This window comes from Pseudomonas paeninsulae (assembly GCF_035621475.1).
GTDB classification, from domain to species: domain Bacteria; phylum Pseudomonadota; class Gammaproteobacteria; order Pseudomonadales; family Pseudomonadaceae; genus Aquipseudomonas; species Aquipseudomonas paeninsulae.
Genome location: NZ_CP141799.1, coordinates 3,884,766 through 3,898,949 on the forward strand (window position 1 = coordinate 3,884,766; position 14,184 = coordinate 3,898,949).

At 63.1% G+C, this 14,184-nt stretch carries 3 protein-coding genes; 1 reads left to right on the forward strand and 2 read right to left on the reverse strand.

Features of this window, described 5'->3' with window-relative positions; all coding sequences use genetic code 11:
* Window positions 1-9: 9 nt before the first annotated feature.
* Both VCJ09_RS17910 and VCJ09_RS17915 read right to left on the reverse strand, forming a co-directional pair.
* Entirely contained in the window at window positions 10-2,166 is a 2,157-nt protein-coding gene (locus VCJ09_RS17910; RefSeq protein WP_324731455.1) for a type I secretion system permease/ATPase, read from the reverse strand.
* Window positions 2,167-2,199: 33 nt separating this feature from the next.
* Entirely contained in the window at window positions 2,200-3,543 is a 1,344-nt protein-coding gene (locus tag VCJ09_RS17915) for a TolC family outer membrane protein (protein ID WP_324731456.1), read from the reverse strand.
* Window positions 3,544-3,894: 351 nt separating this feature from the next.
* On the opposite strand from VCJ09_RS17915, the gene VCJ09_RS17920 reads away from it, so the two are divergent.
* Window positions 3,895-14,154, forward strand: coding sequence for a Calx-beta domain-containing protein (locus VCJ09_RS17920; RefSeq protein ID WP_324731457.1), 10,260 nt, complete (start codon window positions 3,895-3,897; stop codon window positions 14,152-14,154).
* The last annotated feature ends 30 nt before the right edge of the window (window positions 14,155-14,184 follow it).

Consider the following 14,184-nt stretch of genomic DNA (forward strand, 5'->3'; position numbering starts at 1 on the left):
GACGGTGGTTTAACTGACACTGATCTGCCCCTTTTTCAGCGCTTCCATGACACTGCCTTTAGGGCCGTCGGCGATGATCTGCCCACGGTCGACGATGATCAGCCGGTCGACCAGACTGAGCATGGAGGCACGGTGGGTAACCAGCAGCAGGGTCTTGCTGCCGATAACGGCAGCCAGGCGCTGCTTGAGCCGCTCTTCGCCGGTGTTGTCCATGGCGCTGGTCGGCTCGTCGAACAGCAGGATTTGCGGGTCGAGCAACAACGCCCGGGCCAGGGCAACGTTCTGCCGCTGTCCCCCAGAAAGGTTCTGCCCACGCTCGCCGACCTGCAGTTCGTAGCCTTTGGGATGCAGACGCACGAACTCATGCACGCCAGCCAACTCGGATGCCTGCAAGACCAGCTCATCCTCCACGTAGCGCGCACCCACCATCAGGTTGTCGCGCAGCGTGCCGGAAAACAGCTGGATATCCTGGGGCACGTAGCCGATGTTGTGGCGCAGATCGCTGACATCCAGCTGGCGCACATCGACGCCGTCGACCAACAGGCTGCCGGCATCCGGTTGGTACAAGCCGACAATCAGCTTGGCCAGCGAACTCTTGCCAGAGCCGCTGCGACCGATGATGCCGATCTTCTCGCCGGGTCGCACCACCAGGTTGATGTTCTGCAGGGCGGCCTGCTGCTGGTCCGGATAATGGAAATCCAGCTGGCGGAACTCGATGGCACCCTGCAATGACTGACGCTTGAGCGGACGCTCCTCTTCCTGACGCTCCTGCGGCAGGGTCATCATATGATTGACTGACTCGAGGGTGACACGAGCCTGCTGGTAGCGGGTCAGCAGGCCAGATAATTGGGTCAGCGGGCCGAGTGCACGACTGCTGAGCATGTAGCAGGCAATCAGGCCACCCATGCTCAGTTGGCCGTCGATGATCTGGTAAACACCGAAGACGATCACGATTACGCCGGCCAGTTGCTGCAGCAGCATCGTCGCATTCATCGCCAGACTGGAGAGCATGCGCGCGCGTAACTCCAGGCGACTGAGGGTGCCGATGGTCTGTTCCCACAGATACTGGCGCTCGCTCTCGGCATTATTGACCTTGACCGCATCCAGTCCGGCGAGGCTTTCGATCAGGCTCGACTGGCGCTCGGCGGCCAGCGCCATGGTGCGCTCCATGGTTTCCGCCAGGGGTCGCTGCAACGCCCAGCCGATCAGGGCGACCAGCGGAAAGGCCAATACCGGGATCCACACCAGGTGGCCGCCGATCATCGCGATGACCGCCAAAATCAACAGGGTAAATGGCAGATCGATGACACTGGCCAGGGTCAGTGAGGCGAGGAAATCGCGCAGACTCTGAAATTCGTGGATGTTCTGGGCGAAACTACCAACTCGCGCCGGACGATACTTGATGGCCATGCCGACGACACGCTCGAACAGCGTCGCCGAAATAATCAGGTCGGTCTTCTTGCCCGCAAGATCCAGGCACAGACCGCGCAAGGTTTTCAGCAGCAGATCGAACAGATACACGCCACAGATACCGATCGCCAGCACCCAGAGCGTGGCCTCTGCCTGGTTGGGCACCACCCGATCGTAAACATTCATGACGAACAGCGGCGTGGCCAGGCCGATCAGACTGATCAGGAAACTGGCCGCGATTGCGTCTATATAGAGCCAGCGGGAGCGCTTGAGCGTGTCGCGAAACCAGGAAGTCGCCCGTGGAATCAGCTCGCCGCGATTGAAGTCGAACTTGTGCAGCGGCTGGGCAAAGAACACCTGGCCACTGTAATCCTCGTCCAACATCTCGGCACTGAGGAGAACCTCACCACCCTCACTCTCGCTGGGCATGACCCGCGCACGACCCTGCTCGTCCCAACCGAGCAAGACCGCGCTGCGACCTTCACGCAGCAACAGCAGCGCAGGCATGGCCAACGTCGGGATCTTGTGCAGACTGCGGCGCAACCAACGCCCTTGCAGGCCGGCGCGAGCCGCTGCACGGGGCAGCAACTCGACACTCAGGCGTTGTTCGGGCAGTGGCAAGCCGGCCGTGAGCATGGCCCGACTGACCGGCTTCTGGTGCAGACTGCAAAGTGACAGCAGGCTGTCGAGCAGTGGATCATCGTAGCGATCGCGCGGATCGCTACGGGTCGGGGCCTGGCTGAGGTCTACTGCCACAAAGATTTACTCATGCACGGAGGAGAGTCGCTGTCAGTTCAGTCCCGGCAGTGTCACCTTGGCCTTGACTACGTCCAGCGGCGCCGCAGCCATGGGTGCAACTACACCTTGGCTTTGCAGCAGGGAGCCCATGGTCGCCTTGATCCGGTATTGAGTAAACAGTTCAGTGAAGCGCACCTCTTCCAGGCGACGCGCAGCAGTGAACAGTTCGTTCTCGCTGTCGAGCAAGTCCAGCAGGGTCCGCTCGCCCAGGCCGAACTGCTTCTGGTAGGAATCGCGCACCCGGCTGCTGTAGTCGACATATTGCTGAGCGATCGGCAATTGCTGACGCGAATTCTCCAGGGCATTCCAGGCCAGACCGAGGTCCTCGAGCAGTACGCGCAACGCATTGTTGCGGATATCCATCGCTTGGTTGACCTGATACGACTTGGACTGCAGGTCGGCCTTGTTGCTGCCACCGGCGAACAGGTTGTAGCGCATGCGCAGCATCGCCTGCCATTCATTGCTATGGCCGGGCACGCCATCGATATTGCTGTCGACACCCTGCGACAGTTCGGCGTCGAAACGCGGATAGAACGTCGACTTGGCCGCTTCGTACTGCTGCTCACTGGCCTGAACATCGGACTCGGCCGAACTCAAAAACGGATTATTCGCCAGCATTTCCTCACGCGCGGCTTGCAGGTTTTCTGGCAAACGGCCTGGTAACCCTTGCGGCATGCTCAGTTCGCTGGGATCGCTGCCAACCACGCTGTAATAATTGACCTGCGCGTCGGCCAGATTGGTCTGCTCGGTGATCAGGTTGTTCCGCGCTTGCGCCAGACGGGCCTCGGCCTGATCGAGATCGGCCATACGCCCTACTCCGCGCTCGCTGCGCAGCGAGATCTGGTCGTAGATGCGCTCGTGGCTACGCAGGTTGTCAGTCGCCAGCCGCACCATGTCCTGGCGCTTGAGCACTTCCAGATAGACCTGCGCGACGGTCAGCGCGGTGCGTTCTGACGTGCCCAGCAGCTCATAGGCACGGGCATTGACCGTAGCCCGTTGACGGCCGACTTCACTGCTGGTGGCAAAACCGTCGAACAACATCTGCTGCAGACGCAGGCTCGACTCGCCACGAGTCAGGGTCTCGGTGTTATGGGTAGTTCCACGCGTGCCCGGGCTGTCGGTGCCCTCACGACCATAGCCAGCAAGCAGGTCGACCCTAGGCAGATAGCCGCCCTTGGCGGCTTTCATCTGCTCCTCAACCGACAGGCGTGCATTGATCCCCGCCTGGATTTCCGGATGCACCTCAAGAGCGCTCTGCATGGCTTCGTTAAGGGTCTGGCCGTTGGCCGACAGGGAGATTGCCAGAGCAAGGGGAAGTAGGGCTAAGAAACGCATTGGGAGGTTAGATTCCTTTCAGGCAGAGGAGCAAAGGAGCAAAGGAGCAAAGGGCATACAACATCAAAGGGCGGATCATTGCGAAACGACCCAGCTAACGAGGTCGCTCATGGATCTTTCCAACCGCTGAGGTGACATGAACAACTAGATCAATATCAAAGTGACATCAACGATAGCGAGTGTGTATGATCGCGAAAGAGCGGTCAATAGTTTGGCACCGCGGCAGACTTATTTAAAGAAACGCCAGCTTATTATCGCCAATTAAATGGCGAATTGTATTTATTCTTTATTCTGGCCTCTGCCACATCAATCCAAGGATCACCCCACGCCCTGGGCGTCTGGAGCTTAAGCATGAGCAATTTTGTCGCTGTTATTAAAAGTCTTGTGGGTCAGGTATTTGTTGTTTCCCTTGACGGCCTCAAGCGGCAAGTGTTCGAAGGCGAGCGCATGTTCCAGGGCGACCAGGTGGTGACCGCATCGGGAGGCTCGGCAACCCTCGAACTCGCCAATGGCGATGTGATTGACATTGCTGCCAATGGCAATTGGCAGGCTGGCGGAAATCAGGCGTCAGAATCAGCGCAGGCCGCGCCAGAGCCAGCCTCCGAGCTTGAACAAGCCATCGCCGCCGGCTTCGACCCGACAGCAGATCTCGAACCTACCGCCGCAGGCCCGGGCGCGGCAGGTGGCGCAGGTGGCGCGGCAGGTGGTGGTCATAGTTTTGTGATGCTGGATGAAACAGGCCAGCAACTTGATCCGACTGTGGGATTTGAGACACAAGGGCTGGCTTTCGCTTTCGATAATCTTGATGAAGAAGTGGCGGCCATAATTGACGAAGGGCCGGTGGAGCGCAGCGCACCCACTATCTACGCCGAGATCAGCGTTAACGCCGCCAGCGTCGCCGAAGGCGGTAGCCTGACTTACACCGTCACTCTCAAGGACAGTGCCGGCAACCTGGTCAGCGTTCCAACTGGCAGCACCGTCAGCGTGGCCCTCAACTGGAGCGGCGCGGCCGCCGGCGGCGCCGACACCAGCGCCCTGCCAAGCAGCGTCAGCATTGCTGGCGGCAGCAGCTCGGCTACCTTTGACGTCAGCGCCAACGATGACTACCTCAACGAAGGCAGCGAGCCACTGGTCGCCACCATCAGTGGCGTCACCGACAGCAACAGCCTGTTCGAGGCTGTGGCCATCGGCAGCAACAATGTCGCCAACAGCGCCATCACCGATGACGCCGGCCCAAGCAACCCGCCAGGCACTCCAGGTCCGGAAGACACCGTCTACGCCGAAATCAGCGTCAATGCCGCCAGCGTCGCCGAGGGCGGCAGCCTGACTTACACCGTCACCCTCAAAGACAGTGCCGGCAGCCCGGTCAACGTTCCAACTGGCAGCACCGTCAGCGTGGCCCTCAACTGGAGCGGCGCGGCCGCCGGCGGTGCCGACACCAGCGTCCTGCTAAGCAGCGTCAACATTGTTGGCGGCAGCAGCTCGGCTACCTTTGACGTCAGCGCCACCGATGACTTCCTCAACGAAGGCAGCGAGCCGCTGGTCGCCACCATCAGCAGCGTCACCGACAGCAACAGCCTGTTCGAGGCTGTGGCCATCGGCACTAACAATGCCGCCACCAGCGCCATCACCGATGACGCCGGCCCAAGCAACCCGCCGGGCACCGCAGGTCCGGAAGACACCGTCTATGCCGTGATTGAAGGCCCGACCACTGTCGCCGAAGGCGCCACCACCGGTGCCTACACCGTCAAACTGGTCGACCAGGCCGGCAACTCAGTCACCGTCACCAGCGCCACCAACGTCACTGTGCAGTTCGCTAACGGCACCGCCGAAGCCGGCGACTACGCCGCCGCTGACCAGACCGTGACCATTGCCGCGGGTAGCAGCAGCGCCACCCTGACCGTGGCCACCAACGAAGACGTCGACTTCGACAACGAGACCTTCACCGCCAGCATCAAGGCCGTGCAGGACAACGGTGAGTTCGAAGCCATCAACATCAGCAGTGGCGCCGCCGGCCAAACCGCCAGCGCCACCACCACCATCGTCGACAATGACGTCGCGCCGACCATCAGCATCAACGATGTCACCGTCAACGAAGACGCGGGTACCGCGACCTTCACCGTCACCCTCGGTAATGCCACCACTGCCCCGGTGACCTTCAACTACGCCACCAGCAATGGCACCGCCACCGCAGGGACCGACTACACCGCCACCACCGACAGCGGCAGCATCGCCGCCGGTGCGACCACTGCCACCTTCACCGTGGCCATCGCCGATGACTTCATCAAGGAAGGCAACGAAACCTTCAACGTCACCCTGAGCGGCTTGTCGACTAACGTCGCCGCCAGCGGCAACGACCTGCTCGGCGTCGGCACCATTACCGACACCGGTAGCACCCCGCCAACCGAGACCATCACCGCCGCCGACACCGTCTATGCCGTGATTGAAGGCCCGACCACTGTCGCCGAAGGCGCCACCACCGGTGCCTACACCGTCAAACTGGTCGACCAGGCCGGCAACTCAGTCACCGTCACCAGCGCCACCAACGTCACTGTGCAGTTCGCTAACGGCACCGCCGAAGCCGGCGACTACGCCGCCGCTGACCAGACCGTGACCATTGCCGCGGGTAGCAGCAGCGCCACCCTGACCGTGGCCACCAACGAAGACGTCGACTTCGACAACGAGACCTTCACCGCCAGCATCAAGGCCGTGCAGGACAACGGTGAGTTCGAAGCCATCAACATCAGCAGTGGCGCCGCCGGCCAAACCGCCAGCGCCACCACCACCATCGTCGACAATGACGTCGCGCCGACCATCAGCATCAACGATGTCACCGTCAACGAAGACGCGGGTACCGCGACCTTCACCGTCACCCTCGGTAATGCCACCACTGCCCCGGTGACCTTCAACTACGCCACCAGCAATGGCACCGCCACCGCAGGGACCGACTACACCGCCACCACCGGCAGCGGCAGCATCGCCGCCGGTGCGACCACTGCCACCTTCACCGTGGCCATCGCCGATGACTTCATCAAGGAAGGCAACGAAACCTTCAACGTCACCCTGAGCGGCTTGTCGACTAACGTCGCCGCCAGCGGCAACGACCTGCTCGGCGTCGGCACCATTACCGACACCGGTAGCACCCCGCCAACCGAGACCATCACCGCCGCCGACACCGTCTATGCCGTGATTGAAGGCCCGACCACTGTCGCCGAAGGCGCCACCACCGGTGCCTACACCGTCAAACTGGTCGACCAGGCCGGCAACTCAGTCACCGTCACCAGCGCCACCAACGTCACTGTGCAGTTCGCTAACGGCACCGCCGAAGCCGGCGACTACGCCGCCGCTGACCAGACCGTGACCATTGCCGCGGGTAGCAGCAGCGCCACCCTGACCGTGGCCACCAACGAAGACGTCGACTTCGACAACGAGACCTTCACCGCCAGCATCAAGGCCGTGCAGGACAACGGTGAGTTCGAAGCCATCAACATCAGCAGTGGCGCCGCCGGCCAAACCGCCAGCGCCACCACCACCATCGTCGACAATGACGTCGCGCCGACCATCAGCATCAACGATGTCACCGTCAACGAAGACGCGGGTACCGCGACCTTCACCGTCACCCTCGGTAATGCCACCACTGCCCCGGTGACCTTCAACTACGCCACCAGCAATGGCACCGCCACCGCAGGGACCGACTACACCGCCACCACCGGCAGCGGCAGCATCGCCGCCGGTGCGACCACTGCCACCTTCACCGTGGCCATCGCCGATGACTTCATCAAGGAAGGCAACGAAACCTTCAACGTCACCCTGAGCGGCTTGTCGACTAACGTCGCCGCCAGCGGCAACGACCTGCTCGGCGTCGGCACCATTACCGACACCGGTAGCACCCCGCCAACCGAGACCATCACCGCCGCCGACACCGTCTATGCCGTGATTGAAGGCCCGACCACTGTCGCCGAAGGCGCCACCACCGGTGCCTACACCGTCAAACTGGTCGACCAGGCCGGCAACTCAGTCACCGTCACCAGCGCCACCAACGTCACTGTGCAGTTCGCTAACGGCACCGCCGAAGCCGGCGACTACGCCGCCGCTGACCAGACCGTGACCATTGCCGCGGGTAGCAGCAGCGCCACCCTGACCGTGGCCACCAACGAAGACGTCGACTTCGACAACGAGACCTTCACCGCCAGCATCAAGGCCGTGCAGGACAACGGTGAGTTCGAAGCCATCAACATCAGCAGTGGCGCCGCCGGCCAAACCGCCAGCGCCACCACCACCATCGTCGACAATGACGTCGCGCCGACCATCAGCATCAACGATGTCACCGTCAACGAAGACGCGGGTACCGCGACCTTCACCGTCACCCTCGGTAATGCCACCACTGCCCCGGTGACCTTCAACTACGCCACCAGCAATGGCACCGCCACCGCAGGGACCGACTACACCGCCACCACCGACAGCGGCAGCATCGCCGCCGGTGCGACCACTGCCACCTTCACCGTGGCCATCGCCGATGACTTCATCAAGGAAGGCAACGAAACCTTCAACGTCACCCTGAGCGGCTTGTCGACTAACGTCGCCGCCAGCGGCAACGACCTGCTCGGCGTCGGCACCATTACCGACACCGGTAGCACCCCGCCAACCGAGACCATCACCGCCGCCGACACCGTCTATGCCGTGATTGAAGGCCCGACCACTGTCGCCGAAGGCGCCACCACCGGTGCCTACACCGTCAAACTGGTCGACCAGGCCGGCAACTCAGTCACCGTCACCAGCGCCACCAACGTCACTGTGCAGTTCGCTAACGGCACCGCCGAAGCCGGCGACTACGCCGCCGCTGACCAGACCGTGACCATTGCCGCGGGTAGCAGCAGCGCCACCCTGACCGTGGCCACCAACGAAGACGTCGACTTCGACAACGAGACCTTCACCGCCAGCATCAAGGCCGTGCAGGACAACGGTGAGTTCGAAGCCATCAACATCAGCAGTGGCGCCGCCGGCCAAACCGCCAGCGCCACCACCACCATCGTCGACAATGACGTCGCGCCGACCATCAGCATCAACGATGTCACCGTCAACGAAGACGCGGGTACCGCGACCTTCACCGTCACCCTCGGTAATGCCACCACTGCCCCGGTGACCTTCAACTACGCCACCAGCAATGGCACCGCCACCGCAGGGACCGACTACACCGCCACCACCGACAGCGGCAGCATCGCCGCCGGTGCGACCACTGCCACCTTCACCGTGGCCATCGCCGATGACTTCATCAAGGAAGGCAACGAAACCTTCAACGTCACCCTGAGCGGCTTGTCGACTAACGTCGCCGCCAGCGGCAACGACCTGCTCGGCGTCGGCACCATTACCGACACCGGTAGCACCCCGCCAACCGAGACCATCACCGCCGCCGACACCGTCTATGCCGTGATTGAAGGCCCGACCACTGTCGCCGAAGGCGCCACCACCGGTGCCTACACCGTCAAACTGGTCGACCAGGCCGGCAACTCAGTCACCGTCACCAGCGCCACCAACGTCACTGTGCAGTTCGCTAACGGCACCGCCGAAGCCGGCGACTACGCCGCCGCTGACCAGACCGTGACCATTGCCGCGGGTAGCAGCAGCGCCACCCTGACCGTGGCCACCAACGAAGACGTCGACTTCGACAACGAGACCTTCACCGCCAGCATCAAGGCCGTGCAGGACAACGGTGAGTTCGAAGCCATCAACATCAGCAGTGGCGCCGCCGGCCAAACCGCCAGCGCCACCACCACCATCGTCGACAATGACGTCGCGCCGACCATCAGCATCAACGATGTCACCGTCAACGAAGACGCGGGTACCGCGACCTTCACCGTCACCCTCGGTAATGCCACCACTGCCCCGGTGACCTTCAACTACGCCACCAGCAATGGCACCGCCACCGCAGGGACCGACTACACCGCCACCACCGGCAGCGGCAGCATCGCCGCCGGTGCGACCACTGCCACCTTCACCGTGGCCATCGCCGATGACTTCATCAAGGAAGGCAACGAAACCTTCAACGTCACCCTGAGCGGCTTGTCGACTAACGTCGCCGCCAGCGGCAACGACCTGCTCGGCGTCGGCACCATTACCGACACCGGTAGCACCCCGCCAACCGAGACCATCACCGCCGCCGACACCGTCTATGCCGTGATTGAAGGCCCGACCACTGTCGCCGAAGGCGCCACCACCGGTGCCTACACCGTCAAACTGGTCGACCAGGCCGGCAACTCAGTCACCGTCACCAGCGCCACCAACGTCACTGTGCAGTTCGCTAACGGCACCGCCGAAGCCGGCGACTACGCCGCCGCTGACCAGACCGTGACCATTGCCGCGGGTAGCAGCAGCGCCACCCTGACCGTGGCCACCAACGAAGACGTCGACTTCGACAACGAGACCTTCACCGCCAGCATCAAGGCCGTGCAGGACAACGGTGAGTTCGAAGCCATCAACATCAGCAGTGGCGCCGCCGGCCAAACCGCCAGCGCCACCACCACCATCGTCGACAATGACGTCGCGCCGACCATCAGCATCAACGATGTCACCGTCAACGAAGACGCGGGTACCGCGACCTTCACCGTCACCCTCGGTAATGCCACCACTGCCCCGGTGACCTTCAACTACGCCACCAGCAATGGCACCGCCACCGCAGGGACCGACTACACCGCCACCACCGACAGCGGCAGCATCGCCGCCGGTGCGACCACTGCCACCTTCACCGTGGCCATCGCCGATGACTTCATCAAGGAAGGCAACGAAACCTTCAACGTCACCCTGAGCGGCTTGTCGACTAACGTCGCCGCCAGCGGCAACGACCTGCTCGGCGTCGGCACCATTACCGACACCGGTAGCACCCCGCCAACCGAGACCATCACCGCCGCCGACACCGTCTATGCCGTGATTGAAGGCCCGACCACTGTCGCCGAAGGCGCCACCACCGGTGCCTACACCGTCAAACTGGTCGACCAGGCCGGCAACTCAGTCACCGTCACCAGCGCCACCAACGTCACTGTGCAGTTCGCTAACGGCACCGCCGAAGCCGGCGACTACGCCGCCGCTGACCAGACCGTGACCATTGCCGCGGGTAGCAGCAGCGCCACCCTGACCGTGGCCACCAACGAAGACGTCGACTTCGACAACGAGACCTTCACCGCCAGCATCAAGGCCGTGCAGGACAACGGTGAGTTCGAAGCCATCAACATCAGCAGTGGCGCCGCCGGCCAAACCGCCAGCGCCACCACCACCATCGTCGACAATGACGTCGCGCCGACCATCAGCATCAACGATGTCACCGTCAACGAAGACGCGGGTACCGCGACCTTCACCGTCACCCTCGGTAATGCCACCACTGCCCCGGTGACCTTCAACTACGCCACCAGCAATGGCACCGCCACCGCAGGGACCGACTACACCGCCACCACCGACAGCGGCAGCATCGCCGCCGGTGCGACCACTGCCACCTTCACCGTGGCCATCGCCGATGACTTCATCAAGGAAGGCAACGAAACCTTCAACGTCACCCTGAGCGGCTTGTCGACTAACGTCGCCGCCAGCGGCAACGACCTGCTCGGCGTCGGCACCATTACCGACACCGGTAGCACCCCGCCAACCGAGACCATCACCGCCGCCGACACCGTCTATGCCGTGATTGAAGGCCCGACCACTGTCGCCGAAGGCGCCACCACCGGTGCCTACACCGTCAAACTGGTCGACCAGGCCGGCAACTCAGTCACCGTCACCAGCGCCACCAACGTCACTGTGCAGTTCGCTAACGGCACCGCCGAAGCCGGCGACTACGCCGCCGCTGACCAGACCGTGACCATTGCCGCGGGTAGCAGCAGCGCCACCCTGACCGTGGCCACCAACGAAGACGTCGACTTCGACAACGAGACCTTCACCGCCAGCATCAAGGCCGTGCAGGACAACGGTGAGTTCGAAGCCATCAACATCAGCAGTGGCGCCGCCGGCCAAACCGCCAGCGCCACCACCACCATCGTCGACAATGACGTCGCGCCGACCATCAGCATCAACGATGTCACCGTCAACGAAGACGCGGGTACCGCGACCTTCACCGTCACCCTCGGTAATGCCACCACTGCCCCGGTGACCTTCAACTACGCCACCAGCAATGGCACCGCCACCGCAGGGACCGACTACACCGCCACCACCGGCAGCGGCAGCATCGCCGCCGGTGCGACCACTGCCACCTTCACCGTGGCCATCGCCGATGACTTCATCAAGGAAGGCAACGAAACCTTCAACGTCACCCTGAGCGGCTTGTCGACTAACGTCGCCGCCAGCGGCAACGACCTGCTCGGCGTCGGCACCATTACCGACACCGGTAGCACCCCGCCAACCGAGACCATCACCGCCGCCGACACCGTCTATGCCGTGATTGAAGGCCCGACCACTGTCGCCGAAGGCGCCACCACCGGTGCCTACACCGTCAAACTGGTCGACCAGGCCGGCAACTCAGTCACCGTCACCAGCGCCACCAACGTCACTGTGCAGTTCGCTAACGGCACCGCCGAAGCCGGCGACTACGCCGCCGCTGACCAGACCGTGACCATTGCCGCGGGTAGCAGCAGCGCCACCCTGACCGTGGCCACCAACGAAGACGTCGACTTCGACAACGAGACCTTCACCGCCAGCATCAAGGCCGTGCAGGACAACGGTGAGTTCGAAGCCATCAACATCAGCAGTGGCGCCGCCGGCCAAACCGCCAGCGCCACCACCACCATCGTCGACAATGACGTCGCGCCGACCATCAGCATCAACGATGTCACCGTCAACGAAGACGCGGGTACCGCGACCTTCACCGTCACCCTCGGTAATGCCACCACTGCCCCGGTGACCTTCAACTACGCCACCAGCAATGGCACCGCCACCGCAGGGACCGACTACACCGCCACCACCGGCAGCGGCAGCATCGCCGCCGGTGCGACCACTGCCACCTTCACCGTGGCCATCGCCGATGACTTCATCAAGGAAGGCAACGAAACCTTCAACGTCACCCTGAGCGGCTTGTCGACTAACGTCGCCGCCAGCGGCAACGACCTGCTCGGCGTCGGCACCATTACCGACACCGGTAGCACCCCGCCAACCGAGACCATCACCGCCGCCGACACCGTCTATGCCGTGATTGAAGGCCCGACCACTGTCGCCGAAGGCGCCACCACCGGTGCCTACACCGTCAAACTGGTCGACCAGGCCGGCAACTCAGTCACCGTCACCAGCGCCACCAACGTCACTGTGCAGTTCGCTAACGGCACCGCCGAAGCCGGCGACTACGCCGCCGCTGACCAGACCGTGACCATTGCCGCGGGTAGCAGCAGCGCCACCCTGACCGTGGCCACCAACGAAGACGTCGACTTCGACAACGAGACCTTCACCGCCAGCATCAAGGCCGTGCAGGACAACGGTGAGTTCGAAGCCATCAACATCAGCAGTGGCGCCGCCGGCCAAACCGCCAGCGCCACCACCACCATCGTCGACAATGACGTCGCGCCGACCATCAGCATCAACGATGTCACCGTCAACGAAGACGCGGGTACCGCGACCTTCACCGTCACCCTCGGTAATGCCACCACTGCCCCGGTGACCTTCAACTACGCCACCAGCAATGGCACCGCCACCGCAGGGACCGACTACACCGCCACCACCGGCAGCGGCAGCATCGCCGCCGGTGCGACCACTGCCACCTTCACCGTGGCCATCGCCGATGACTTCATCAAGGAAGGCAACGAAACCTTCAACGTCACCCTGAGCGGCTTGTCGACTAACGTCGCCGCCAGCGGCAACGACCTGCTCGGCGTCGGCACCATTACCGACACCGGTAGCACCCCGCCAACCGAGACCATCACCGCCGCCGACACCGTCTATGCCGTGATTGAAGGCCCGACCACTGTCGCCGAAGGCGCCACCACCGGTGCCTACACCGTCAAACTGGTCGACCAGGCCGGCAACTCAGTCACCGTCACCAGCGCCACCAACGTCACTGTGCAGTTCGCTAACGGCACCGCCGAAGCCGGCGACTACGCCGCCGCTGACCAGACCGTGACCATTGCCGCGGGTAGCAGCAGCGCCACCCTGACCGTGGCCACCAACGAAGACGTCGACTTCGACAACGAGACCTTCACCGCCAGCATCAAGGCCGTGCAGGACAACGGTGAGTTCGAAGCCATCAACATCAGCAGTGGCGCCGCCGGCCAAACCGCCAGCGCCACCACCACCATCGTCGACAATGACGTCGCGCCGACCATCAGCATCAACGATGTCACCGTCAACGAAGACGCGGGTACCGCGACCTTCACCGTCACCCTCGGTAATGCCACCACTGCCCCGGTGACCTTCAACTACGCCACCAGCAATGGCACCGCCACCGCAGGGACCGACTACACCGCCACCACCGACAGCGGCAGCATCGCCGCCGGTGCGACCACTGCCACCTTCACCGTGGCCATCGCCGATGACTTCATCAAGGAAGGCAACGAAACCTTCAACGTCACCCTGAGCGGCTTGTCGACTAACGTCGCCGCCAGCGGCAACGACCTGCTCGGCGTCGGCACCATTACCGACAACCGGTAGCACCCCGCCAACCGAGACCATCACCGCCGC

What these genes read in the sequence shown, in the direction of transcription:
- VCJ09_RS17920 (WP_324731457.1), top strand. Translation starts at nt 3,895, where the DNA reads ATGAGCAATTTTGTCGCTGTTATTAAAAGTCTTGTGGGTCAGGTATTT.
- VCJ09_RS17915 (WP_324731456.1), bottom strand. Translation starts at nt 3,543, where the DNA reads ATGCGTTTCTTAGCCCTACTTCCCCTTGCTCTGGCAATCTCCCTGTCG.